Here is a 25,472-nt window from a genome sequence, read left to right as displayed (position 1 = left end):
CGTTTGCGGTGAGCGGCGGGGCGAGTGCCACGGCGGGGCCGGCCCGCCCGGTCATGTGAGCCGGATGCCGCGACGGCGTTCGCCACGCTGGGGGACCGACAGGGGCCGCGGTACCCCTCGCGCCGGCGGCGGAGGGGTACCTGATCCCGATGCCGGGCATCGGGGATTCGATTCAGAACGACCAGAGATAGGGAGCGCTGCCGCTTCCGCCGGTGGCGAGGCCGGCGCCCTGGGCGATGTCGACGTCGGCGCCGGCGATGTAGCCTCCGTTGTTCACGTAGGCATCGACGTGGACCGTGTAGCTGGTGGCGCTGGTGCGCTGCCAATAGGCGGTCTTGCACTGCCCGGCAGGGACGCCCATGAAGCCGCCGTTGCTCCAGTAGACATTGGTCTGGTAGTTCCCCCAGGAGCAGACTTGCAGCTGCCAGGCGGGGACCGAGGACGCGGATGCCGAGCCTGCGAGGCCGACGGTGAGCGCGCCCGCGAGCGCTCCGACGGTCGCGGCCGCACGGGCTCGCGTCTTGAATATCGACTTCATTTTTTCTGGATCCTTACCGATGTGCGACGCCAGTGGTTGGCCGGCGCGCGCCGAGTCTCGGAGGTGTCCGAGTTCTCGGCGCGGAGGCCAGTTTTCTGTGCGGTGCGGGTGCGGGCCTGCCGAAGTGGGAGGTGTGAGTATGTCGGGCAGATCTTCTGCCCGAGGGTGATTCGGCGGTGTGGGGGGTCATGCGCGGCGTCGGACAGGCGTGAGGCCGCCGCGTCGCACGGGTGGCCCCGAGCGGGTTCCGCTGCCGTCCGCTCCAGGCGCTCGGTGGACTCAGTCCGGCATCCGTCGGCCCTCCGAGTCGGCGCGGTTTCCCTTCGCGCCGGGAAAAACCAATTCCTCCAGCCGGGGCCATCGAACTGAACTTGAATTCTGGCGAGCGTTATATCGCCGCATACTCCGATCGGTCCTCTTCGCGCCGATGCCGTGGAATATGTGCTTGGGAAGTGTCCCTCTCCGAAGGCGTGGCCGTGCCGTCGCCCGGTCTCCGGCGGGCGACGGTCCCGATATGCGTCATGAATGCACGGCCGTGCGGTACGCTCGAGGGAATCGGTGGAGCCTACCCCCCTCTTTTTCTTTCTCCGAGTCTCCGATATTTCTGGCCGACTCTTGATAAGAAGGTGCAGGCTGGTAGCATCCGGTCATGGTTCAGAGAATTGTGACACTGTACACGGATGACTTGACCGGTGTGGAATCGCGCGAGGTTCAGACCCACACGTTCTCGCTCGATGGGGTCAATTACGAGATCGACCTGGTCTCGGAGAACTACGACAAGCTCTTCGAGGCGCTGGAACCGTTCATCGCCAGTGGTCGCAAAGTAGGCCGAACCAAACGTACGGGTCGTTCGCTGAAGCAGGCGTCGGAGGGGCCGAGTTCCGAAGAGCTGCGGACCTGGGCGCGGGAGAACGACCTTCAGGTCAACGAGCGAGGCCGCGTTCCCGCCAGCATCCGTGAGGCATACGCCAAGGCCCACTGAGGAAGTGCGGCGCATCAAAGGACCGCGTGCACTTCCGACGGCGGACAGGCCCGCTTCCCCTCGGGGTGCCCGGGGCGCGGACCTGTAGACACCTGCTCCGTGTGGCGCCGTCGCGACGGGAGGTCACCCCTGCCGCCCGGGAGGGCCGACCCCACGCCACGACCACCGTGAACGCTTTCGTCCCGTGAGCGCATGCGGAGGCGGACCGCGCGCCGGCGCATCACAACCCGGCGAACTCCTCCGTCATCGCCAGCCGAGCGCCGGAGCGACATGGGTCAGGATGCTCTCGATCACATGGGCGTTGTAGTCGACCCCGAGCTGGTTGGGCACGGTGAGCAGCAGGGTGTCGGCGGCGGCCACGGCCTCGTCCTCGGCGAGCTGCTTGACCAGCACGTCGGGTTCGGCGGCGTAGGAGCGTCCGAAGATGCTGCGCGTGTGGGCGTCGATGTAGCCGATCTGGTCCTTGGAATCGCGTTCCGTGCCGAAGTACGCGCGGTCCCGGTCGTCGGTGAGCGCGAAGACGCTGCGGCTGACCGACACCCTCGGCTCACGGGTGTGTCCCCCGGCCCGCCACGCCTCGCGATAGGCCTCGATCTGCTTGCGCTGCTGGACGTGGAGCGGCTCGCCGCTCTCGTCGTCCTTGAGGGTGGAGCTCTGCAGGTTCATCCCGAGCCGGGCCGCCCAGACCGCGGTGGCGTTCGAGCCCGACCCCCACCAGATACGCTCCCGCAGCCCCTCGGAGTGCGGCTCGATGCGCAGCAGACCCGGAGGGTTGGCGAACATCGGGTGGGGGTCGGGCTGAGCGAAACCCTCGCCAGTGAGCACCTTGAGCAACCGCTCGGTGTGCGAGCGCGCCATGTCGGCGTCGGACCGGCCCTCCTCGGGCAGGTGGCCGAAGTGCCGCCAGCCGTCGACGACCTGCTCCGGGGATCCCCGGCTGAGGCCGAGCTGAAGCCGTCCGCCGGAGATCAGGTCCGCCGCGCCCGCGTCCTCGGCCATGTACAGGGGGTTCTCGTAGCGCATGTCGATCACGCCGGTGCCGATCTCGATCCGGCTGGTACGCGCGCCGATGGCCGCGAGCAGCGGGAACGGTGACGCGTACTGCCGGGCGAAGTGGTGGACCCTGAAGTAGGCGCCGTCCGCTCCCAGTTCTTCTGCGGCCACCGCGAGATCGATCCCCTGGAGCAGGGAGTCCGCCGCGGAGCGCGTCCGTGAGTGCGGCGACGATGCCCAGTGACCGAAGGACAGGAACCCGATCTTTTTCATGCGACTTTCAACAACCGAGGACCGGTTTCATTCCCGGCGGCACGACCTGGGTGTGCCTTCCGGCCCTCCCGCCGCCTTCACATGTGATCAGTCGCTCAGGCCGCGGCTGAGTTCCCACAGCTGGAGCACCGAGGAGGAGTTGATGGCGTAGGCGATGCCCGTGATGTTGTCCCGGGCCGCCACGTACTGCTTGCCCTGCCACAGAGGCAGTACGGGTACGTCCTCGGCGACGGTGTCCTCGATCTTCGTCATGGTGTTCGCCGCGTCGATTCGGTTCCCCTCGCGCCTGGTCTCGGGAATCAGCGACTGCTGGATGGTCTTGTTCGAGTAGGGCGAGTTGAGGAAGTTGTCCTTGTCGAGGAACGGCGCGACGAAGTTGTCCGCGTCAGGGAAGTCGGGGAACCATCCCATGCCGTAGACGCTGTACGTGCCCTTCCGCTCGGCGGGGCTGAAAGCCGCCCACGGTGTGCCTTGGATCGCGACGTCGAAGAGGCCGCTGGCATTGAGCTGCTTGCGCAGGATCTCGAACTCCTGCTTGGAGGTCGATCCGTAGTGGTCGGTGGTGTAGTGCATCGTCAGCTTCACCGGAGTGGCGACACCGGCGCCCGCGAGCAGTTGCCTCGCCTTGGCGGTACTGGGGTTGCCGTACTTGTTGAAGAACGAGTTGGAGTGCCCGGTGAGGCCGGCGGGAACCAGCGAGTACAGGGGTTCGGCCTGCGTGCCGTAGACCTCGGCGACCAGTGCGCCGCGGTCGATGATCTGAGCCATGGCCTGCCGTACGGCCTTGGTCTTGACGGCCGGCGCGTCGGTGTTGAAGCCCAGGTAGCGAATCTCCAGGCCCAGCATCTCGACGAGCTCGACGTTCGGGTCGGTACCCGCGCCGAGCTCGTTGATCTGTGCCGGTGACATGGAGCGGATCATGACATCGATATCGCCCTTGTCGATGGCGGCACCCATGGACTTGCTGTCGTCGTAGACGCGCATCACGACCTGGTCGTTGTTCACCTTCAAACTGCCCTTGTAGTGGGGGTTCTTGGTGAACGTGGCGGTCGTGAGGGTGTCGCCCTTCACGTCGGCCTTGAAGGTGTACGGGCCCGAGCCGTCGATGGAGAAGCCGTTGCGCAGCTTGTTCCCTGCGTAGTCCTTGGGGTTGACGATGCCCGCGACCGGTGTCGTCAGCTTGTAGGGGAAAGTGGCGTCGGCCGTCTTGAGGTGGAAGACGATCTCGCGGTCGCCCTGGGTCTCGATGGTGTCGATCGTGTTCAGCAGGGCGGCGACACCGGTGTCGGCGTTGATGTGCAGGGACCGCTCGATGGAACTCTTCACGACGGCGGCGGTTATTCGGTCGCCGTCCGCGAACTGCAGGCCCTTGCGGAGCGTGCAGGCGTAGCGCTCGTCACCCTGGTCGGTGAAACCGCAGCTCTCGGCCGCCTCGGGCACCGGGGAACCCTCGCCCTTCGGCTGGATCAGCAGTGTCTGAACCGCCTGACGCAGCATGTTCCATGAGTTGGTGTCATACGTGTAGGCCGGGTCGAAGGGGGCCGGGGCCTCCTTCGTCGCGGTGAACCTGTCGGTGGTGCCGACGACGATCGTCGCACCTCCGCTGCCGCTGTCGGATCCGCCGCACGCGGTGACAGCCGGCGCGAGCAGCCCGACCACTGCTGACAACACCAAGGTCTTGCGGTTCATGCACTGTTCTCCAAAGGGCGTTCCGTTCCGCCTCGTCCGCGCGTTCGGATCAGGCGGTGGAGGGCCGGGCTGCGGCTGCTGGCTTGCGCGTCACTCGTGTGCTGATGCAAGAAATCCCGCCCGAGGGGCGAGATCAGGTGTTCAGCTCACGGTGCGAGTTCACGTGCGTACCGACACCCGGCGACAAGTGATTTATCTTTCAACATTATGAATGGTCGTATCGCCTGTCAATGCGCGTAGAGATGCCGTGGACCCACTCGGATGTTACTGATCGGCAGGCCGTGCCCCCGCGGGACCGTAGGGGTTCTGTCCGATCGGGTACATCGCCTGCCTCTGCGGACAGAACCCGCCGCTGATCACCGGGACCGGCATTGCCGTGTCGGTTCTCACGACGAAGCGGCCCCCGGGGCGGGTGCCCCGGGGGCCGCGCCGCCCCGTCTCAGGGGTGGACGCCGAAGGGGCCGAGGATGCCGGAGTCGATGCGGAGGGATTCGAGGAGGGTCCAGGCGTTGTCCTTGGTGAAGACGTCGGCGGCGGCGAGGATGCCGGCGTACTTCGCGGCGACGGGGGTGGCGGCGGTGTCGGCGACCGCGTCCAGGAAGGTCTTGAAGATGGCCCAGGAGTTGCCCTGTGCTCCGTACTTGGCGAAGTAGGGCGCCGGGTCGACGGAGGCGATCGCGGACCGGGTGCTGGTGTCGAGGTCCTTCATGTACTGGATCTGCAGGGTGCCGTCGGCGCGCGTGCCCAGGCGTCCGAGGTGGCCGCCGACGAAGGTCTGCCAGGGGTGGTCCATGGCGATGTGCTGCGCCTTGATCCAGTCGGGGATGTCCTGGGAGACGGCGAGGCTCTTGAAGGGGACCCAGCCGGGGTACAGGACGTCGACCAGCATCAACGTGTCGTATTCGGGGGCGTGGATGAAGATGTTGTCGGGCGCGTGGTTCGGCCCGTGGTAGGCGAGGTCGAGGCTCTCTCCGCCGACCCTGAGCCGGTGCTTGTCGCGGAAGGTGACCGTCGGCAGCGGGCGGTTGGGATCGCCCGCGCGGGCGAGGAGCCGGGCTGTCTCGGCATGGGCGACGCGGACGGTGTCGCGTCCGAAGATGCCGGCGGCGCCGATGTGGTCGGCGTGGGAGTGGGAGTAGACGAGGTGGGTGACCTTGCTGGGGCGGCCGTTCGCGCGGGTGACGTCGTCGATGGCGCGCTGGAGGTTGTGGCCGATGGTGGGTGGGGCGTCGACGAGGACGACGCCGCGGGTGGTGGTCAGGAACATGGCCTGGTAGTAGGAGTCGGTGACCCAGTAGAGGTGTCCGCCGATCCGGCCGACGTGATAGCCGTCGGCGTTGGGGGCGGGCCCGGCGGAGGCGGCGGGGACCGGGTCGAAGTCCGGCAGGTCCCCGTCGGCGGCGCTGGCGGGCTGGGCCAGGGCGCCGAGGAGGCCGGCGGCGGCGGGGACGGCCAGGGCACCGGCCGCGCCCTTGAGGAATCGGCGGCGGCCGGTCGGGGAGGTGAGTTCGTGGGACATGAGGATCCGTGTGCCTTTCGATGATTGGGACGAGACGACGGAAGTGGTCAGTTGTGGCAGGGGCCGAAGGGGTCGGCCTGCCGGGAGTCGCGGGTGGCCCGGCCGGTCCGCTGCCGCCACAGGAGGTGTTCGGCGGACTCGGCCGCGGCCTCCCTGACACCCTCGGCCTGGCGCAGCCCGGAGAGGCCGGGACCGTGCGCTGCCTGATAGCCGCCGAAGTGCGCGACCGGACTCCACTCCGGCCGGACGGGCGGTACCGGCGGGGCCAGGCCCTCGAAGAATCCGGCCGCGTGGACGACCCGGCCGCCCACCACCGTGAGCAGTGCCTCGATCTCGGGGATCCGCTCATGGGGGATCTCGAAGTAGTCGTCGGTCAGTACGGCGAAGTCGGCGTAGTAACCAGGTCGGAGGACGCCCTTGACGTCCTGCTCGCCGGTGAGCCGGGCACCACCGACGGTGTACGCGGCCAGGGCCTCGGCCCGGTTCATGCGGTTGCTCCCCGACCGCAGTGGCACGCCGGCGACATTGCACCCGGACACCAGCCAGTACAGGGCGACCCACGGGTTGTACGTGGACACCCGGGTGGCGTCGGATCCAGCGGCGATGTGCAGACCGCGGCTGCGCATCGCGCCCAGCGGAGGCGCCGCCTCCGCGGCCAGGGAGCCGTAGCGGTCACGGAAGGTGGTGCCCTGGTACGCCAGGCGGTGCTGCACGCCGATCGCCCCGCCGAGCGCCGCGATCCGGTCCAGGCTGTTCTCCGAGACCAGCTCGACGTGGTCGAACAGCCAGCGGTTCCCGGCGGGGAAGAGCCCGTCGGACGCCAGCTTCTCGAAGACGGCGAGGTCACGGCGGACGGTCTCGTCGTAGGTGGCGTGCAGCCGAAAGCCCCAGCCGTTCTCCATCAGGAGGCGGACCGCCTTCTCGAACTCGACCTCGTAAGGGCCCAGTTCAGGGCGGGGCTGGGCGAAGTTCTCGAAGTCGCCCGCGGCCCATGTCAGGTTCTCCCCGGCGCCGTTGAGCCGGAGCCACTCGTCGCCGTCGTCAGGGCGCACCATGGCGATCCAGCGGCGCAGGTCGTCGATCTCCTGACCGACGGTCTGCGGGAACAGGTGGTAGGCGATCCTCACGGTCAGCTCGCCCGCCGCGTGGAGTTCGGTGACCGCGCGGTAGCCGGACGGGAAGTCCTGGAATCCGCCGGCCGCGTCGATCATCGACGTCAGCCCGAACCGGTTCAGTTCCAGGAGGAACTGCCGGGTGGAGCTCTCCTGGTCTCCGGGGTCCAGGACCGGAGCCTTGGCCAGGGTCGAGTAGAGCAGCAGTGCGCCCGGCGCGGCGAGGAGTACCCCGGTGGGTTCGCCGTCGTGGCCGCGTACGATCTGGCCGCCCATGGGGTCGGGAGAGTCACGGGTGATCCCCGCGGCCCGCAGCGCGGCACGGTTGAGGATCGCGGCCTGGTAGAGGTGGGTGACGACGACCGGGGTGTCCGGTGCGACGGCGTTCAGTTCCGCCGGCGTCGGCATGCGGTGCTCCGCAAGCGACTCGACGCTCCAGCCGCCCGCCACCCGCAGCCACTGACCGGGCGGGGTCCGTGCCGCCTGTTCCCGCACCATCGCCAGACCCTGCCGCAGGGTGCGCACGCCGTCCCACCGGAGTTCGAGGACGAAGTGCAGGCCGCCGCGGATGACGTGGTTGTGCGAGTCGTTCAGGCCCGGGACGACCCGCCGTCCCAGCGCGTCGATCACCCGGGTCCGCGGCCCGACCAGCGGAGCGACCTCCCGGTCCCCGGCGACTGCGGTCAGCGAACCGTTACGGACGGCGAGCGCGGTGGCGGACGGGTGGTCCGGATCGCCGGTGAAGATCTTCGCGTTGCGCAGGACGAGATCCGCGGGCTGTTCCGGAGAGCCGGCTCGGATGCCGGCGACTGGCATGGACGTCATGGTTTCCCCACCTCTGGACAGCCCTCGGCGGGCCGCGCACGCGATCACGTGGGCCGTGATCGCCGACGACGTCAGGACAGCACCGGACGAGTGGCGTTCGAATCGGGGCTTCACCCCAGGCGGTACGTCCGTCGGCGGCCGTCAGGCACTGGGGTGGCCCGAGAGACCTTGAGGAGGTGACGTCGCGCGAAGGCGCGGCGGTGGTGCTACGCGGGGCAGCGAGGCGCTGTGTCCGGCGAGGCGCGTCACCTCCAGCCGGGCGCCGCGGGGTGGTCCGTGCGGGAGGGGGCTGGTTTCAAGCCACCGGCTCACGGTCGGTGGCGGTGGAGTGCGTACCCGCCTCACGGCTCGCCGCGGCCTGCTCCTGGCATCGGAATCGTGGCTTCGAACGCAAAGTCACTCACGATCCCGCCGTACCCGGCATCGCTCGTATGTCGTGACGTGTCGCGGGAGACGACGACGGATCGTCGAGTCCCGGGCGGTGGCGGCGAGTCCCGGACCGCTCCGCCGACTCGGAAGGCTTGCCCAGAAGGGCGCTCTTCACCATTGCTAAGGGCAGGACTCGGAGAGCGTTTCATTTGAAACCGGCAGCAAAGCCGCATTGACGGCGTCCGGACGAAGGCCGACGGGGTTGGGTGTGCAGTCGGACGCTGACCCGAATCGGCCTGTCGGCGGCGTGAGCGGATGTCCGAGCAGGCTCGGATCGGGAAGCGGTGGGTGGTTGTGGGCGAGTCGGTGTTCGAGTGCGGCTGCCAGGAGGGCGCGGCCGGGGTGGAGAAGTGCAGGCGGCTGATCCCGGAGGCTCGCGAGGCGCGGGCAGCGGTCTGCCGCGAAGCGGGTGAAGCCGGCGGTGTGTCCGCTTCGACGGCGAGCCTGCCTGGCGTCGTGGGGTCAGCGCGCCGCGGCACAGGCCAGGGCGAGCAGGACGCCGTCCGTGGCAGCGCCGCCGGCCGGCCGGCGCGTCGGCGCACACCCGTGTCGGCACCGGTCGCGCTGCCTGCCCGACGCCCCGCGGGGGAGGCGCGTGGACCTGCGTTCTCCGGAGCCCGTACATCTGTGTCCGCCGAGAGGCCCCGGAGCGCACGGATCGACGAACGCCTGCTCGTGGCGATCCGTGACGCACCCCCGGACGCGACCGCCTCCGCCATCGCCCGGGCCATGGGGCTGTCTCCCAGCCGGCTCTCCAAACTGCTGGTGACGCGCGGAGCGCGGCTGGGTCTGCGGAACGGAACTCCGCGGCAGATCCTTCAGCACATCCGAGCGAACCTGGACGCCGTAGCCCTCGGATTCACCGGCAGGGACGCCGCGGCACTCGATCCCGGCGAAGGTTCCGTCCCGCTGCTCAACGAACGGGATGAACAGCTGATCGGCAGCATCCTCACCCACCCGCGGGCCGACCTCACCGCTCTCGCCCGGTTCTACGGGCATCCCGCGGTCTCCCTGAGGCACTGGGTGAACAGTCTGGGCGTCAAGCTCGGTGCGGCCGGGGCCGCGGCCGAGGTCGTCGTCCATGTCCGCGAGAACAGCGACAGCATCCTCAGGCGTGCCCGCCTCGACGCCGACATGCTGCCCGAGCTGCCCCTCGGCGCCACGGCCGAACTCACCGAGCGTGACAAGCAGCTCATCGGCAGCATCCTCGGCAACCCGGGGATGACTCTCCACGCCCTTGCCCGGCATCACGGGCACCCGGGGAGCACGATGGTGCACCGGGCAGAGGGTCTGGCACGCCGGCTGGGTCTGAAGGCCAGGGCGGCCGTACTCGTCGAGCATGTCCACCGGAACGGCGACGCCCTTCTCGAACGGGCCGGACTCGACCCCGAGAACCTGCCTCGACTGCCGTGACGTCGACCCCGCCGCCGGCGCGGCGGGAGGGGGAGCGGGCCACCTGAAGACGTGCACGCGGCGTCACGCGCACCGAGCACGGTGCACGCGACCGGAGGCGGCCCGGTGGCCGCTACGTCTTCGGTCCCGTAAGACCGGATGAGGATGAAATGTCATGGTAATTCTGAATTAAACTCGTAGGCCGAGGAGGTGCCGACATGCCTGCAGTGACTGTCGAGAACCTGCTGGACCTGCCCCGCGTGACCGTGCCGGCCGAAGCCACGGAGCGCGCGGTGCGCGCGGTGACGACCGCACCCAGCGGCTTCGAGGGTGAGGGATTCCCGGTGCGGCGGGCGTTCCTGGGAATCGACCACCAGCACCTGGACCCGTTCATCCTGATGGATCAGATGGGCGAGGTGGAGTACGCGCCGGGGGAGGCGAAAGGCACCCCGTGGCATCCGCACCGTGGTTTCGAGACGGTGACCTACATCATCGACGGGATCTTCGACCACCGGGACACCCACGGGGGCGGCGGCAGGATCACCAACGGTGACACCCAGTGGATGACGGCCGGGTCGGGCCTGCAGCACATCGAGGCCCCGCCGGAGTCCCTCGTCATGTCCGGGGGCCTCTTCCACGGCATCCAGCTGTGGGTGAACCTGCCGGCCGAGGACAAGATGATGGTCCCGCGCTACCAGGACATCCGGGGCGGCACGGTCCAGCTGCTCAGCACCCCCGACGGCGGTGCCCTGCTGCGGGTCATCGCGGGCGAGCTCGACGGCCACCACGGCCCGGGCGTCACGCACACACCGATCACCATGGTCCACGCCACGTTGCGTCCCGGCGCCGAGATGAGGCTTCCGTGGCGCCAGGACTTCAACGGCCTCCTCTACGTCCTCGCCGGACGCGGGACCGTGGGACCGGACCGCCGCCCCGCGCACACCGGTCAGACGGCGGTTTTCGGGAGCGGGTCCTCGCTGACCGTCCGCGCCGACGACAAGCAGGACTCCCGGACGCCCGATCTGGAGGTCCTCCTGCTCGGCGGTCGACCGATCCGTGAACCCATGGCCCACTACGGGCCCTTCGTGATGAACACCCATGACGAGCTGGAGCAGGCGTTCGAGGACTTCCGGAAGGGGCGCCTGGGCACTGTTCCCGTGGTGCACGGGATGTCTGAGAGCGGTCCTGCGGAGTCTTGAACACGGATGCTGCGAGGAGCGTCGGGCAACCTGTGGTCTCGCCATCGAGTCGATACGAGTCCCGCGGCCGTCCTGAGGCCTCCGCGTGCACGTCCCTGACCGGCCGACGGCCCGCGCGGGAGGTTGCCGGGCGGTCACCTCACGTCCAGGAATTCGAAGGCCCGCCCGATGAAGGGTGCGACCTTCTCGCTGTTGAGGCGGCCCACCATGTAGCTGGTGTATTCCGTCTCGCCGAACCCGGGCGGCCGGGTGGCCGATGCGCCCGATTCCTCGCCGAACGAGCCCACGGGACTGTCCGCCCAGTCGATGTTCGTGTGGACCGGATGCGGTCCACCGAGTATCTCCGGGGGCTGCGACTCGTAACCGGACTGGACACAGGGCCGCATGTTCAGGTAGTTGGCCTCGCCGTACACCAGTGCCTCGTTGCCGTGGCGGCTGACGAACAGCGCGCTTGCCAGGATCATCAGGACTCTGGCCGCCCCCATGCGCAGTGCCGGCCCGGTGTACCTGGCGTCGATCATCGTGTAGGTGGCCTCGAACCCCCACGGCCACTCGGCGATCATGAAGAAGCACAGAGGAGTGCCCTCGGCGTTCTTGAGCGAGAAGAGGTAGTGGCCGAGGGGTGAGTAGCCCTGTCCGCGAAGCATGCGCCTCGCCGACTCTTCGTCGTAGTAGAAGAGATGGGTGATCAGGCGGGTGAAGACGTCGGCGTCGACCGCGTTCCTTCCCCACTCGTTCCGCGGGTCGTTGCAGACGATGCGGAGACCCGCGTCGGCCGCCTTGTTCAGCAGTGCGTCGGTCTCGTCGTGGAACCGTTCGTTCAGCGACCTGCTGTACGCGTAGACCTTGCGGATCCGTTCCAGCGTCTGGTGCTGATGGGCGGGGGACGGGATGCGGTCGGGTGTGCAGCGGGCCACCCACAGGAACGAACCCGTGCCGAACTCGGTGGACGTGGGGAACGACGTCACTTCGAGGGGGGTGTCGAATCCCAGCGCCTCGCCGATCTCAGCCGCCGGCATCGGGTCCTTGACCAGCCCGCGGACGATCCACTTGGTCCCCGTGGTTCCCGACGCGGCCGCGTCGAGGAGACGGCACTTGTCGAGGAAGTCGTCGCAGCTCGCCGCCTCGTTGAAGTGAAGGCGACTTCGGTCCGTGGCATCTCGAGGGCTGAGAGTGAAGGAATTCAGGTCAGATGACGACATCGACGGTCTCCATGGCTGGGATCTGGGTCAACGGGGGGCCATGTGATGCGTGCGGGTTCCGGTGCGGTGCGGACTATCTACTTAACTGTTATGTATGGAGAATCTAGACGGCGCTCTTCCCGACGCGGTGCGTGGTTGCCCACCCTTCGCCGATCGCTGCGCTTTCGGGCACGGCCCGAGAGGGCCGAACCTGTCGCCGACATCCGTGACCCGGCCCATCGGCGAGCGGCCGAGACGTGCTGCCTCCGGCCCGGACCAGGACCGGAGGCAGCGCACCGGATCTGGCGAAGGGGAGAGGATCCCTCTCTCCCCTCGGCGTCCGATGCGAGGGTGTTCAGGCGTTCTACTCGGGGGGCGTCGGGGTGTCGTGGGTCTGGTGCATCGCCTGGACGTCCAGTTCGAGTTGCACCGTCGGGCCGACCACCGCGATGCCCCGGGCCAGCATGGACCGCCAGTTCAGGGTGTAGTCCTCGCGGTGCAGCTCGCCCTTGGCCAGGGCGGCGCAGCGCAGCTCCTGGCCGTAGCCGCCGTTGACGGTGCCGAGGTAGGTGGTCTCCAGGGACATCGAGCGGCTCACGCCGTGCATCGTCAGCGAGCCCTGGAGGACCCACTTGCTTCCGCCGCGGTAGGAGAAACGCGTGCTGGTGAAGTCGATGAACGGGAATTCGTCGACGTACAGGAAGTCCGCGGACCGCAGATGGTCGTCCCGCGTGTGGTTGCCGGTGTTGATGCTCGACGCGTCGATGCGGACCTGCACGCTGGACCGCGTCATGTCAGGGGCGACCCGGATGCCGCCCTCGAATCGCTCGAACCGGCCGTGCACGTGGCCCATGCCGACATGCTTGGCGATGAAGCGGATGGCCGTGTGCGGGGGATCGAAGAGCCACGTGCCCGGCGTCGGCAGTTGCAGGCCCTCGGCCGGGTGCAGCCAGACGCGTTCGTCGGCCACCGTCCCTGCCTCGACCTCCAGCGTCTCGCCATGAGGCTGCAGTCCGTCCACCGAGACCACGAGGCTGTACCGGCCGGGTGGCAGTGCCGCGAGGAAGAAGCCGTAGGGATCGGTCGTGCCGCGGGCCACCACGCGATGTGTGTCGAGGGCGGTGACGGCGACGTCCGCGGCCGCGATGGGCGAGCCCACCGGATCGACGACCTCGCGCAGGACGCCGCCCGCGCCGGGCGGGAGCGGCATGGAGAATCCCGCCGACGCGCCGCCGGCGTTCCTCGGCCGCCACCGTTTGAGCAGTGCAGGAGCCATGGGGGTGCCTTTCGTGGGGGGTGGGGGGGGAGGCCGTCAACTCTCGTGCGTCCGGAGCGGATTCGGGGATGGAATGAGAGTGTGTGAGGCATTCGGGTCCGGCCTACGGATGATCAGATGGTGCGGACGCGTGTCGCGGGCAGCCGGGGCCCTGCCGCAGCACGCCAGGACAGGGTGGCCGCGGCAGGCTCGACATGCGATGCGGGTGCCGCAGCAGCAGGTGGCGACTTCGGTGTCGTGCGCGGCCGGGTCAGGCTCTCACGCCTTTGCGCCCGATGTGTTCCGAGATCGCTCGCGCGGGGCCCGGGATGCGGGGCATGTGGGGCGTGTGCCCCGTGAAACGTGGTTTCCGCTGCCCGTTGGGACACCTTTTCTGCCCGTTGGGTGCCTCCCCCCTTCGCACCGCTCTCATGTGGTGTCAGAGGTGTCCGCGGTGCGGTACGGGTCGAGTGCTGAGGCTCGCTCGTGGTACGGGATGCGCGACGGACGGGAGTCCTTCGTCCACATGTCTCCCGGAAGAGGGTGTCCGGGAGGGCAAGGCCAGGGGAGGCGGCGGGCGGCTTGCGCCCGGTGTCGACGAGGGCGCGCACGGCGGCTGCCCATTCGTCGGTGGCGACGACCGCGAAGCCGAACCACGGGGGGACGAGTGCGGCACCGTCGCCGTACGGCCGGCCGTGGACCTCATCAACCACGGCCGGCCGACGGGGGGACCGGGACGGAGCCGTCATCACCGTCCCGGTCCGGTCCGGGGGCCGGTCAGCTTCGCGCGGTCGCGAAGAAGTCGAGATAGCGGTGTCCGAGTTCCTCGGGTGCCTCCAGTGGGATGTTGTGCCCGGCACGCTCGATCACCACGGACGTGACCTTCGACGCCACCCGAGCCATCTGCTCCCCGGGCTCCGCGGCGAGATAGGCGCGGCCGCCGACGGCCAGCACCGGGCATTCCAGCGGCACGTCGAACTCGGGCCGGTTCTGGGCGGCGTCGATGCCGGTCGCCCGGTACAGCTCGAACACCGCGTGGTTGCCGCCCGGTTCCTGAAGGCCCCGGGTGTACTCGTCCTCGTCGGCGGCTGTGTACGCGCTCGGGTCCCACATGATCCGCCGCATGAAGTACGTCCAGAAGGCGCGCTCCCGGCCGGCCATCAGCAACTCGGGGTAGTGCGGCAGGCCGAAGAAGGAGCGGTGCCAGCCGTTGCGGGGGTCCTCGGCGTCGAGCGGTCCGAGGCCCGGGACCGGCAGACCGGGCAACCTCGTCTCCTGGAAGACGAGTTGGACGACGTGGGGCCGGTGGAAGGCCGCCACGGCATAGGCGACCGCGGCACCCCAGTCCTCACCGACCACCCGGTACCGGTCGTGTCCCAGCGACGCCATGAGCGCGGCGATGTCGGCGGCCAGGGTCTTCGTGTCGTAGCCGGAGGCCGGTCGCCCGGAGCCGCCGAAGCCCCGCAGGTCCACCGCGACGACCGTGTGGTGCGGGGTGAGCAGGGGGATGACATGGCGCCAGAAGAACATGGTCTTCGGTACGCCGTGGATCAGGACGACCGGGTCGCCGCTGCCGCCCGTCGCACAGTGAATGTCGACTCCGTTGACCCGGGGGCGGCCGTGGGTGAGCGGTTTGCCGGCGTGATCCGTCATCCCGTGCGCTCCGGATCTCGTCATCGTCGCCTCCTGGCACTCATGTCGCCGCACCGGCACCGGTGGTGTCGGCCGGTCACATTCCACACCGGCCGGTCTCCCGCTCGCACCGGGGAGCCACCCCGGTCCGAGCCGGAGCCTTCACGACCGTCATCATGCCGTCACCGCCCCGGCGGCGGCCGATCAGCAAGATCAGCTCCGCTCAGCTTCTCCTCGATCTGCTTGCGCGAGGTGATGCCGAGCTTGCGGAAGACCTTGCTCAGATGGAACTCGATCGTCGAGGTGGTGACGAACAGCCGAGTGGCGATCTCCGTGTTCGTCAGGCCCGACGCGGCCAGGGTCGCCACATGCCGTTCCTGCGCGGTCAGGTGGAACTCGGTGCCGACCGTTCGTCTGCGTGCCGTCTCCCCGGTGGCCTGCAGTTCCACCCGTGCCCGTTCGGCGAAGGGCGCGGCTCCCCACGACTCGAAGGACTCGTACGCGGTCCGCAGCTGGACCCGGGCGTCGGCACGCCGCTTGCGGCGGCGCAGCCACTCGCCGAACAGCAGCCGCGACCACGCCAGTTCCACGGCCACCGGGACCTTCTCCAGGTGCGCGACCGACTCCTTGTACAGCTGCTCGGCCTCGTCGTCGTCGCTCATCAGGGCACGGCAGCGGGCGAGCAGCCCCAGTGCCCAGGGCGTACCGGCCAGTGGCGCGCGCTCCTCCAGGCGCTTCATGGCCACGGTGGCCGCCCTCCGGTCACCGGCGCGCAGCCCGGCCTCGACCATTCCGGCGAGGTTCATGTCACCGAGGGCCACCGGGTCGTCGTCGAACATGTCGAGCTGGGCGTCGAGCGCCTCCTGGTACCGTCCCCGGCCGATCTCGAAGATGCTCAGCGCCTGGCCGGCCCACCGGTGTGTCACTCCGGTCCCGTTTTCCTGGGCCAAGGCGCGCATCGTGGCCGCCGCCGCCCGCAGTTCGGCCTCCTGACCGGTCCAGGCGTAGAGCAGGATCTTGTGGAAGTCTCCCGACCTGAAGTATCCGGTCGCGCTCAGGTAGTCGTCCGACTCGTCGTAGCAGCTCTCGGCCGCGGCGAAGCGGCCGTCCCAGATCTCCGCCTTGGCGAGTGCGAGCAGTGCCAGACTCAGTCCGTAGAGCGCGCCGCGGCCCCGGTCCGCCGCCACCAGTTTCTCCAGGAGCTCCCGCTTGGCCTCGATGTCCCACAGTTCGTCGCCCGCGATGCTGATCATGACGCCGAAGGCGTCATGATCCCGGAGTTCGTCGGCGGCGCGCAGCCGGGCGAGTGCCGCAGCGAGGGCCGGGGCTCCCTCGGCGTAGCCGTAGGCGATGGAGCGAGCCAGTGCCGCCACGAGCGGGTCGGGGCTCCAGGCCGGCAGGTCGCTGTCCCGCCAGGCGTCGGCGGCCGTCCTGGCGACCTCGTGGGGTGTCGTCCCGGTGATCATCCGGCCACCGATGACCGTGGCCTGGACCGCTTCGCGCAGCAGGTCCCAGCACGCCATCGGATCGGTGGTGCGAAGGTCGGCCGCCGCCTCCAGCAGCATCGCGGGCACCTCGCGCGGGCGGGAGCGGATCATCTCGACGGACGCCCGCAGCCGTGTCGCGTGGACCCGGGCCTCCGGTCCCGCGAGGTCGGGGGTGGCGAGTTCGATCAGCGTCCGGACCTCCGCGAGATTGCCGGAGGTGAGGTGGGCCGTCGCCGCGTGGAGGTAGCGCTCGGCCCGCTTGCCCGGATGCGCGGTCATCTCCGCCGCCCGGGTGAGGACGAGAGCCTGTTCGGAGTATCCGCCACGGGCCTGCGCCAGCTCGGAGGCGGCTTCGAGCTCCGCCGCCACGGCGTCGTCCGGGCCGTCGGCCGCTTCGGCCAGGTGCCAGGCCCGGCGTTCGGGTGCGCTCGTGGCGGCCAGCGCCGCCTGGACCCGCCGCCGCTCCTCGGTGGACGCGGCCGAGTGGACCGCCGACCTGATCAGCGGGTGGCGGAAGGCGACGGTGGCTCCGCGGGTGAGTATCCCGGCCTCGACCGCGGGCATCGCCGACCGTGCCGACAGCCCCAGGGCGCCTGCCGCGCGCCACAACGCGGCCTGGTCGTCCGTGGGCGTCGTGGCCATGAGCAGCAGCAGGACCTGGGTGTCCGCCGGCAGCAGCGCCGCCGTCTGCCGGAAGTGCACCTCCAGCTGCCGGTTCACCGGCAGCGGCTCGGGCAGCGCGGTGACTCCGGCCAGCTGTTCCGTGCCGAGGCTCACGGCCAGTTCGAGAAGGGCGAGCGGGTTGCCTCCCGTGCCCAGGACGAGCCGCTCGGCGACCGACGGGTCCAGGTGCCCGCTCACCCCGGCGCTCAGCAGCGCCCTGGCCTCGACGTCCGCGAGTCCGTCCACCTGGAGCACGGGCAGCGCGCCGAAGACGTCGGGGCCGCCGTCGTCCCGGCCGGCGAACAGGAGTGCCACGCAGTCCGCGTACAGTCGCCGGCCGACGAACGCCAAGGTCTCCGCCGACTCGCGGTCCAGCCACTGCACGTCGTCGACCAGGCACAGCATCGGCGCCGCGGCAGCCGCTTGCGAGAGAAGCGTCAACGCGGCCAGTCCGACCAGATGGCGGTCGGACGGGGCGGCGTCGGCCAGCCCGAACGCGGCGTTCAGGGCGTCGCGTTGCCGTGGCGGCAGCGCCGTCAGCCGGCCGAGGTGGGGCCGCAGGAGCCGGTGCAGGGCCCCGTAGCCCAGCCGTGTCTCGGTCTCCACACCGACCAGCCGGACGACCGTCAGGTCCTGGGCGTTCTCGGCGGCGTACTCCAGGAGCCGGGACTTGCCGACCCCCGCGTCGCCGCTGAGCACCAGGACCCCGCCGAAGCCGTCACGGACCGACGCGAGCAGCCTGCCGATCGCCTCCCGCTCGCGGAGGCGTCCGATCAACGGCGACCCGGACGCACGGCACATGCCGGACCACACCATGAGAGATCCTTTCGTCGTGCCGTACGGGCTCTGGAGGAGCGGTGCCGGCGGCAGCGCGTCGTGCCGGGTGCCGTGCGCCTGCAGGTCTCTCCCGGATCGGGGCCCGTTGGTCGGGCTGCGACACGAAACACCCTAGGAAACGGGTCGACGAGCGCCTTGGCTCACCGCGCACCGGTGCTGTGCGCATCGTGCACTCGCGGACGACGGGCGGCCAGAAAGGCGGGCCTCGCGAAGATCACGGGCACCGATACTGCATGCGGACGCCGCGGGTCCGCGGACGTCCAGGTGCTGGGCGCCGCCCGTGGGCGCTCGCGTCGTGAACTTTGAGGAAGTGCATGAGCGTTGTCTTCTCGGTGCGTTCGAAGCCCGGCAGTGCGCGTCTGGAGCACTGGCAGGAAGAGGTGTTCCGCACCTTCGTCCCGCTGCGGATCACCCTCCCCGAGGACGAGCCCTTCAGCGGGACGATCAGCACCGACCTGATCGGTCCGCTCCAGGCGACCACCGTCGACTGCGACCGTGGCCGGGTCGACCGCACACCGCCGCTGATCGCCAGGGACAGTTCCGACTTCGTGTACGTCGGCCTGCAGCGCGGCGGCCGCGCGCACGTGGACCAGGACGGCCGGAGCGCGCAATTACGGCCGGACGACATGGCGTTGTACGACACGACCCGGCCCTACACGTTACGGTTCCCGCACCGCTTCCGGATGCAGGTGCTGCTGGTGCCCCGCTCGCTGCTCCCGCAGTCCGAGGCGGACCTTCAGCGTGTCACGGCGACCGCGCTGCGCCACGACGACGGGCTGAGCCGGGTCGTCCTGCCGTTCCTGCGGGGCCTGGTCGACAACGCTCCCGACCTGCCCGCCGCGGCAGCCGAGACGCTCGCGGCCCATGCCGTGGACCTCGTCGGAGCGCTTGTGGCCGAACGGCTCGGCCGCGACAGCCAGGACACACCCGGGGGCTCCCTCGCCCTCCTGCTGCGCATCAAGGGGTTCATCGACCGTCATCTCGCGGATCCCGATCTGTCGCTGGCGGTCATCGCCCGCGAACACCGCATATCGGTCCGCTACCTGCACAAGCTCTTCGAGAACGAGTCGACCACCGCCGCCCGCTGGATCCAGCGACGCCGGCTGGACGGCTGCCGCGCCGAGCTGTCCCGCCGCTCGCCGGCCACCTCTACCGTCGCGGCGGTGGCACGCCGCTGGGGTTTCACGGACGCCGCCCATTTCAGCCGGGCGTTCCGGGCGGCGTACGGCGTCTCACCGAGCGAGTGGAGAGCCGGTGCGGCAGGTTGAGGGGATGCCACGGGGTGCGGGGCCGCGGCCTCGGGTGGCTGCCGCCGCCGCGGCGGACTCGGCCGCCGTACGGGCGGGCATCCGGTCGCGGAGCCGGCGCAGGGCGTAATGCTGCCGGGACTTGACGGTGCCCGCGGGAATTCCAAGGATCCGGGCGGTCTCCAGCACGCTCCTGTCGTGCAGGTAGGTGTGGACGAGAACGTCCTGGTGCTCGGGCGACAGCTGGCGCAGCAGGGCCATGGTGTCGACCGAGGCCGACACCGCGTCGGCGTGATCGCTCTGGAACACCTCTCGGTGCTCCGCGCCCGGCTGTTCGTGGCGGACGTAGGCACTGCGGATGCGGTCGATCGCCAGGTGTCGGGCCACGGTGATCAGCCAGCCGCGCAACGACCCGTCGTTGTCGAGGAGCTGCGCGGAGCGGTGCCAGGCGCGTATGAGGGTTTCCTGCACGACGTCCTCCGCCAGGTGACGGTCGCTCAGTATGCGTTCGACGTAGGCGAGAAGGGGTTTGGCGTGCTCGGCCACCAGGAGGGAAAGGAGATGCTCGTCGCGTGGGGTCCGATGCCCGCGCGGACCTGTCGCGCGACCGCCCGGAGCGGTCGCGTCGGCCCCGGCCGCGGCTTTGGTGATTCCGCTGGACATGGCGTGGTCCTCCGCCGAAGGGGGATGGAGCCTGAGGGCCGTCCCGTAGTCCCCGGAGGGCGCGCGACGACAACTACGGCACCTCGCCGGGTTGTCGGATCGCCCGAATACGCCTGGTATGAGGACGACCCTCCGCCTTGCGATGCACCGCGTCTGGCGCCGCGCGCTGATCCACCGGGGATTACGGGACAGCCCTTAGGGAGAGCGCGCCGGTCGAGGCGGGCCTCGCAGGGCGGGTGGCCTCCTGATCCGGCCGAGGCCGCCGGTGGGCCGTCCCGGTGCGGGCCGCCACGGGGGGAGCCGCGGGGACCCGCACCGGGATGCGGCCGGTTCCCGGGACGAGGCCGGGAGCGGTGCGACTACTTGCTGAGGAAGGCGAGCAGCGCGGCGTTGACCTCGTCGGCGTGCGTCCACAGCAGGCCGTGCGGGGCGCCCTCGATCTCGACGTACTCGGCCGAGGGCAGCAGGGCGTGGAAGGGCCGGCCGGTGGAGTCGATCGGCAGGATGCGGTCGCCCGTTCCGTGCAGGATCAGCGTCGGTACGTCGATCTTGGCGACGTCGGCGCGGAAGTCGGTGATCCAGGTGGGTACGCAGGCCACCGACGCGTGTGCCGAAGCGCCTGCCGCCACGTTCCAACTGGCGCGGACGGCCTCCTCGCTGATCCGCTTGCCGAGCGTCTCGTCGAGGTTGTAGAAGGCCTCGTAGAAGCTGGTGAAGTAGGCGTAACGGTCCTTGGTGACCGCTTCCAGGATGCCGTCGAAGACCCCCTTGTCGACGCCGCCCGGGTTGTCGTCGGTCTTGAGCAGGAAGGGTTCGAGGGAGGCCAGGAAGGCGGCCTTCGCGACACGCTGCGAACCGTACGTGCTCAGGTAGCGGCCGACCTCGCCGGTGCCCATGGAGAACCCGACCAGTACCGTGTCGGTGAGGTCCAACTCGGTCATCAGCGCGTCGAGGTCGGCGGCGAAGGTGTCGTAGTCGTAGCCGGTCGTCGGCTGGGACGACCGGCCGAAGCCGCGCCGGTCGTAGGCGATGACCCGGTGGCCCGCGTCCAGCAGGGCCGGGAGCTGCTTCTCCCAGGAGTGGCCGTCCAAGGGGTAGCCGTGGATCAGCACGACGGGCCGCCCGCTCCCGTGGTCCTCGTAGTAGAGCTCGATGTCGGTGGAGTTCTCCTGGCCGACGGTGATGAACGGCATGCCGGTTTCCCTTCGCGAGTTCGGTGGTACGGCGCGGTGACGGCGCCGGGACGGTGGGGTTGGGGTGTACGGACGCCGGCGGTGCGGGAACCACCGGGCGGTGGGAGCCGGCCGTCGGGGTGACGGCGAGGTGAGGGCGCCACGGAGGAGGGCCGGAGAGAGGCCGGATCAGCCCCAGCGCTCAGCCGTGTCGCGCCGGCGCAGCCGGTCGGCCGTCACCGCGCACACGGCGAGGACGGCCGCGGCGGCCCACAGCGGAGCCGCGACCTGGCCGTGGCGCAGCAGCAGGCCGCCGGCCAGCGCGCCCGCCGTCATCGACGCGATCGACGCGACGCGGCGCAGCCGCACACTGTTCGGGGTCCGGTCCGCGAACAGTCCCGTGACCGTCAGGGTGAGGACCGTCGTGGTCAGGTCGGGGACCGCCAGGCGGCGGACGACGGAGTTCTGCGCGCCCATCGGGAGGGCCAGCAGCGCGATCATGGCCAGTTGGGTGCCGCGCCGATCCGGATCGGCGAAGCCGGCCAGAGCGGCCGTGGCGGCGACGAGCACGCACTGGATTCCGCAGGTGCAGGCCAGCAGCAGGCCTCGATGGGCGCTGAGGGTGCCGCCGAGGCGTCCTCCGACGAACGCTCCGGTGCCGAAGCTGCCCAGCGCCAGCAGCGTCGCGCTCCAGGAGATGCCGCCGGTCCCCGCGACCGCGAAACCGAAGAAGACGACGTTGCCGGTCATGTTCGCGACGAAGACGTGGCCCAGCGCGAGATAGCTGACGGCGTCGACCAGACCGGTCCCCACGGTCAGTGCGAGCAGCAGGCCCGGCAGCGGGCCGTGGTCGCGGGGGCCGGTCATCGCCGTCGCTGCCGTTGGTCGGCCGGACCGCCGCGAGGGCGCACGCGGACCGGGTCGGGCGGGAAGGGCATGGTCGTTCCTTTCGCGGATCTGCTGCTGTGTCCGGTGAGCCGGACGCGTTGTGCCCTGCGGACCGGACGGGCGCGGGACCGGCGGACCGGACGTGCAGGGGAGCGGCCGGCGTGCGCCGAGGGCGCCGCCGGGGTGTCAGGAGGTGGCGTGCGCGGCGGCCTCGATGATGTGGGCGGTGGCGCCCGGGTGGGAGACCAGGACCGCGTGGGAGGCACCCCGGACCACCTCGGTGCGGGAGCCCGCGCGACGGGCCATCGCCTGCTCGGCGGCGGGCGGGATGGCGCGGTCGGAGCCTGCGACCAGGAACCAGGAGGGGATGGTCTTCCAGGCCGGGGTCGTGCTGGGTTCGGCGAAGGCGGCCAGTGACACCGGCCGCTGCCCGACAGCCATGAGGCGTGCCTTGTCGGTGGGTACGTCGGCGGCGAAGACCTGCCGGAAGTCGGCCGGGTTCACGTAGGCGTCCTGTCCACCGGGGTAGGGGCGGACGGTGAGCGCGGGTGAGAGCTGACTGCCCGGGTACTGCCCGAGGATCGACAGGCCGGTCTCGCCCTGGTCGGGGGCGAAGGCGGCGACGTAGACGAGGGCCTTGACGTTGGGGTGGCCGGTGGCGGCGTCGGTGATGACGGCGCCGCCGTAGGAGTGGCCGACGAGGACGACGGGTCCGGGAATGGTGTCGAGGATGCTGGAGAGGTAGGCGGAGTCGGCGGCGAGGCCGCGCAACGGGTTGGCGACGCCGACGACCGGGTATCCCTCGCGTTCGAGTCGCGAGGTGACCGCGTTCCAGCTGGAGGAGTCGGCGAAGGCGCCGTGGACGAGGACCACGGTCGGCTTCGGTGTGTCCGGCTTGGCCGATGCCGTCACCGCCTTCGCCGCGGACACCGGGCCGGCGGGCGTGGCGGCTGACAGCGCCGGGACCGTGAGCAGCGTCCCGACCGCGACGGCCGTGAGCATCAGCCTTCTGCGGCGCGGCCCGCTCTCGCTCGATCCGACGGGTGCGATGCCTGTCATGTCCTTCTCCTCGACTTGTGCTGACGTGTGTTCTTGCTTGCCTGTCCGAGGCCCGGCGGTGGCGGTGCGGTGCGTCAGGACGACGGGACGCCGGTGACGCGCAGGTGGAAGGGGCCAGAGGAGGCCATGACCGTTGCCTGGTCGAATTCCGGGGGCAGGCCGCCGGTCTCGGCGACCGGGGTGCCGTTGGCCCGGAAGAACTCCTCGACGCAGGCCGGGCTGAACAGAACCCCGATCCGCGCCCCTTCGGGCGAGCGCACGAGGTAGCTGTGCGGGACGTCGCGCGGCCCGTAGGCGACCTGTCCGGCCGCCAGGTCGTGGCGCTGGTCGCCGACGAAGAAGGCCACCTCGCCCTCCAGGACGAACCACACCGCGTCCTCGTCCTCATGGACGTGATGCGGAGGCCCTTGTCCCACCGCATGGACGAACTCCATGAGGCTGAACCTGAAGTCGGTCATACCGCCCGGAACGAGGATCCTCGCGCGGCCGCCGAGGAACCAGAAGGGTTCGAGGTCCGGTTCTTGGCGGAAGGCCGGGAAGGAGGGGCTCGTCATTCCTGTCCCCGACGTCATCGTGGGCCGCCCGGCGAGCGCGGCATCAGGTCGGTCATGTCATCTCTCCAAGGCACGCGGAGGGGGAGGGAGCAGCGGCGGTGCCGGTGACCGCGGCGCCGGGCCGGTCGGTCAGAGGGACTGGACCAGGCCGCCGTCGATGACGAAGTCGGCGCCGGTGATGTTCGCCGCCCGGGAACCGGCCAGGTAGACCACGAGATCGGCGACCTCGGAGGGCCGGGTGAAGCGGCCGGTCAGCGACTGCTCCGCCGCACCCCGGGCCACCTCCCGGGGATCGACACCCCGGGCCCGCCCGACCGTGTCGGCGACGCCGCCGGCCCCCCGCCACAGGTCCGTCTCCACCGAGCCGGGGGCGACGGTGTTCACCCGCACCCCGTGCGGCCCCACCTCCTTGGACAGGGCCTTGCAGAAGTTGGTCAGCGCCGCCTTCGCCGCGCTGTAGTCGATGAGCAGCGGGTCGGGCAGCCGTGCCTTGACCGAGGAGACGGCCACGATCCGGCCCGCACCGCTCGCGATCAGGTGGGGCAGGGCGGCCCGGGTGGCGCGGACGGCGGACAGGAGGTTGAGCGTCAGCGTCCACTCCCAGTCCTCGTCCGTCACCCCGAGGAAGCCGTCCACCCGTGGCTGCAGGGCCCCGACGTTGTTCACCAGGACGTCGACACCGCCATGGGCCGCGACGGCCTCGGCGATCAGAGCCGTCGGACCCTCGCGCGTGGCCAGGTCGGCCTCCACGACAGTGAGTTCGGCCCCCCGCCGCACCAGCTCGTCGAGGGCGTCGGTGCGCTTGCGTGACCCCGCCACGACGCGTGAGCCCGCCGCCAGGAAGGCCTCCACGACCGCCAGCCCGATGCCGCGCCCGGCACCGGTGACCACGACGGTCTGCCCGGCCAGGCCCGCGCCGTCACCGGACGCTTCGGCCCCCTGGAGGCTCGGGGAGTTCATCGTCCGCTCTCCAGCCCCTGCTTCCGCAGCCAGCGGAGGACGGTGTCCGCGACCTCGCGCCAGCCGCCGTCGATCGTCAGGGAGTGGCCGCGGTCGGGGAAGTCGAGGATGTCGGTGACGGCGTCGGAGTGCCGGTACTGCTTGAGGGTGGCGCGGGTGACGGTCTCGGGCACGGTGTGGTCCTTGCCGCCGGAGATCAGCAGCAGCGGACCGCGACCGCTGTTGCCGGTGTCGACCTTCGCCGGCGAGTGCGGGTTGAAGTTGGCGGAGGCGGCCTCGTACAGCGGCTTGCCCGGCGCGGGGATGGTCCAGCGCTCGTACAGCTCCGCCGACTCCTCCTCCGGGACGGCGTTGCCGAACGCGAACCGGAACTGCTCCGCGGTCAGCGACACCGAACGGTTCTTGTTGGCGGGGTTCTTGAAGACGGGGAACGTCGCCCGCAGCGCGGACAGCGGCAGCGGCAGTACGCCCTTGATCTGGGCGGCGTCGATCGCGACGGCCGCTGCGGCGCGGTCCTGGCCGAGCAGCTTCTGCGCGATCATCCCGCCGAAGGAGTGACCGATCACGACGGGCGGCGCCGGCAGCCCGGCGATCAGCGCCGCGTAGTGCTCGACGACGTCGTCGATGCCGTGCCCGGCGATGCTCTCCGGGTTCTGGCGCGCCTCCTCGACCGTGTCCGGGTCACCGGGCCACCCGGGCGCGGACGGCTCGTAGCCCTCCTCGCGGAACAGGTCGATCCACGGCTGCCAGGAGGAGCTGTGCAGCCAGAGCCCGTGGACGAAGACCACGGGAAGGTTGACGGACATGACGGAGCCTCTCCTGTTCGGGTCACCTGACCGGACCGGTGACCACGAAACCGGCGGGGGCATCGGTCTCGCACCGGGGTGGTACCCCAGTGGGTCATGAGTGGAGGGCGAAGGGAC

At 70.3% G+C, this 25,472-nt stretch carries 20 protein-coding genes; 4 read left to right on the top strand and 16 right to left on the bottom strand.

All coding sequences use genetic code 11. From position 1 onward, the window contains the following. Positions 1 to 172 precede the first annotated feature (172 nt). Positions 173 to 538, bottom strand: coding sequence for a hypothetical protein (locus ACZ4O3_RS39635; protein ID WP_467727082.1), 366 nt, complete (start codon positions 536 to 538; stop codon positions 173 to 175). A 649-nt stretch (positions 539 to 1,187) separates the two neighbouring features. Between ACZ4O3_RS39635 and ACZ4O3_RS39630 the strand changes: the two genes are divergently transcribed. Then, positions 1,188 to 1,520, top strand: coding sequence for a histone-like nucleoid-structuring protein Lsr2 (locus ACZ4O3_RS39630; RefSeq protein ID WP_467727080.1), 333 nt, complete (start codon positions 1,188 to 1,190; stop codon positions 1,518 to 1,520). Between the two features lie 243 nt (positions 1,521 to 1,763). Here ACZ4O3_RS39630 and ACZ4O3_RS39625 read toward each other — a convergent pair whose 3' ends face one another. The 4 genes from ACZ4O3_RS39625 to ACZ4O3_RS39610 all read right to left on the bottom strand — a co-directional run bounded on the left by ACZ4O3_RS39625 (position 1,764) and on the right by ACZ4O3_RS39610 (position 7,931). Then, positions 1,764 to 2,786, bottom strand: a complete 1,023-nt coding sequence (locus tag ACZ4O3_RS39625) for an LLM class flavin-dependent oxidoreductase (RefSeq protein WP_467727079.1) — start codon at positions 2,784 to 2,786, stop codon at positions 1,764 to 1,766. A gap of 87 nt (positions 2,787 to 2,873) precedes the next feature. Beyond that, entirely contained in the window at positions 2,874 to 4,475 is a 1,602-nt protein-coding gene (locus tag ACZ4O3_RS39620) for an ABC transporter substrate-binding protein (RefSeq protein ID WP_467727077.1), read from the bottom strand. A 439-nt stretch (positions 4,476 to 4,914) separates the two neighbouring features. After that, positions 4,915 to 5,994 (bottom strand): MBL fold metallo-hydrolase, encoded by a 1,080-nt coding sequence (locus ACZ4O3_RS39615; RefSeq protein ID WP_467727075.1) that lies wholly within the window; start codon positions 5,992 to 5,994, stop codon positions 4,915 to 4,917. A 47-nt stretch (positions 5,995 to 6,041) separates the two neighbouring features. Continuing rightward, on the bottom strand, positions 6,042 to 7,931 hold the full coding sequence (locus tag ACZ4O3_RS39610) for an amidohydrolase (protein ID WP_467727073.1): 1,890 nt from the start codon (positions 7,929 to 7,931) through the stop codon (positions 6,042 to 6,044). Positions 7,932 to 8,987: 1,056 nt separating this feature from the next. On the opposite strand from ACZ4O3_RS39610, the gene ACZ4O3_RS39605 reads away from it, so the two are divergent. Next, positions 8,988 to 9,773: a hypothetical protein gene (locus tag ACZ4O3_RS39605; protein ID WP_467727071.1), complete on the top strand. Its 786-nt coding sequence runs from the start codon at positions 8,988 to 8,990 to the stop codon at positions 9,771 to 9,773. A gap of 197 nt (positions 9,774 to 9,970) precedes the next feature. Further along, on the top strand, positions 9,971 to 10,951 hold the full coding sequence (locus ACZ4O3_RS39600; RefSeq protein WP_467727070.1) for a pirin family protein: 981 nt from the start codon (positions 9,971 to 9,973) through the stop codon (positions 10,949 to 10,951). Between the two features lie 134 nt (positions 10,952 to 11,085). On the opposite strand, the gene ACZ4O3_RS39595 is transcribed toward ACZ4O3_RS39600, so the two are convergent. From ACZ4O3_RS39595 to ACZ4O3_RS39580, 4 genes are all read right to left on the bottom strand, one after another. Continuing rightward, the gene (locus tag ACZ4O3_RS39595) at positions 11,086 to 12,153 is read right to left on the bottom strand and encodes a hypothetical protein (protein ID WP_467727068.1); all 1,068 of its coding nucleotides are present in this window, start codon (positions 12,151 to 12,153) and stop codon (positions 11,086 to 11,088) included. 343 nt (positions 12,154 to 12,496) lie between these two features. Next, positions 12,497 to 13,408: a YceI family protein gene (locus ACZ4O3_RS39590; RefSeq protein WP_467727066.1), complete on the bottom strand. Its 912-nt coding sequence runs from the start codon at positions 13,406 to 13,408 to the stop codon at positions 12,497 to 12,499. Positions 13,409 to 14,164: 756 nt separating this feature from the next. Next, positions 14,165 to 15,064, bottom strand: a complete 900-nt coding sequence (locus ACZ4O3_RS39585) for an alpha/beta fold hydrolase (protein ID WP_467727064.1) — start codon at positions 15,062 to 15,064, stop codon at positions 14,165 to 14,167. A 137-nt stretch (positions 15,065 to 15,201) separates the two neighbouring features. After that, positions 15,202 to 17,985, bottom strand: coding sequence for a helix-turn-helix transcriptional regulator (locus tag ACZ4O3_RS39580; RefSeq protein ID WP_467727062.1), 2,784 nt, complete (start codon positions 17,983 to 17,985; stop codon positions 15,202 to 15,204). Positions 17,986 to 18,320: 335 nt separating this feature from the next. Here ACZ4O3_RS39580 and ACZ4O3_RS39575 point away from each other — a divergent pair, with 335 nt between their 5' ends. After that, positions 18,321 to 19,274: an AraC-like ligand-binding domain-containing protein gene (locus ACZ4O3_RS39575; protein WP_467727060.1), complete on the top strand. Its 954-nt coding sequence runs from the start codon at positions 18,321 to 18,323 to the stop codon at positions 19,272 to 19,274. On the opposite strand, the gene ACZ4O3_RS39570 is transcribed toward ACZ4O3_RS39575, so the two are convergent. From ACZ4O3_RS39570 to ACZ4O3_RS39540, 7 genes are all read right to left on the bottom strand, one after another. Then, a complete protein-coding gene (locus ACZ4O3_RS39570; protein ID WP_467727058.1) occupies positions 19,239 to 19,916 on the bottom strand; it encodes a sigma-70 family RNA polymerase sigma factor in 678 nt (225 codons plus the stop codon). The two genes, ACZ4O3_RS39575 and ACZ4O3_RS39570, sit on opposite strands and share 36 nt — an antisense overlap. A 359-nt stretch (positions 19,917 to 20,275) precedes the next feature. Further along, the gene (locus ACZ4O3_RS39565; protein ID WP_467727057.1) at positions 20,276 to 21,109 is read right to left on the bottom strand and encodes an alpha/beta fold hydrolase; all 834 of its coding nucleotides are present in this window, start codon (positions 21,107 to 21,109) and stop codon (positions 20,276 to 20,278) included. Between the two features lie 168 nt (positions 21,110 to 21,277). Next, the gene (locus ACZ4O3_RS39560; protein WP_467727056.1) at positions 21,278 to 21,955 is read right to left on the bottom strand and encodes a YoaK family protein; all 678 of its coding nucleotides are present in this window, start codon (positions 21,953 to 21,955) and stop codon (positions 21,278 to 21,280) included. Positions 21,956 to 22,162: 207 nt separating this feature from the next. After that, entirely contained in the window at positions 22,163 to 23,035 is an 873-nt protein-coding gene (locus ACZ4O3_RS39555; protein ID WP_467727054.1) for an alpha/beta fold hydrolase, read from the bottom strand. Positions 23,036 to 23,109: 74 nt separating this feature from the next. Beyond that, positions 23,110 to 23,589 (bottom strand): cupin domain-containing protein, encoded by a 480-nt coding sequence (locus ACZ4O3_RS39550; RefSeq protein WP_467727053.1) that lies wholly within the window; start codon positions 23,587 to 23,589, stop codon positions 23,110 to 23,112. Positions 23,590 to 23,718: 129 nt separating this feature from the next. Further along, positions 23,719 to 24,549 (bottom strand): SDR family NAD(P)-dependent oxidoreductase, encoded by an 831-nt coding sequence (locus ACZ4O3_RS39545; RefSeq protein WP_467727051.1) that lies wholly within the window; start codon positions 24,547 to 24,549, stop codon positions 23,719 to 23,721. Beyond that, complete coding sequence (locus tag ACZ4O3_RS39540; RefSeq protein WP_467727050.1) at positions 24,546 to 25,355, bottom strand: alpha/beta hydrolase; 810 nt, start codon at positions 25,353 to 25,355, stop codon at positions 24,546 to 24,548. Before ACZ4O3_RS39540 ends, ACZ4O3_RS39545 begins: the two co-directional genes overlap by 4 nt. Between the last annotated feature and the right edge of the window lie 117 nt (positions 25,356 to 25,472).

The organism is Streptomyces sp. NPDC026515 (assembly GCF_055567595.1).
The sequence above is the reverse complement of the archived record's forward strand: the minus strand, read 5'-3'. Positions and strand labels throughout refer to the sequence as shown.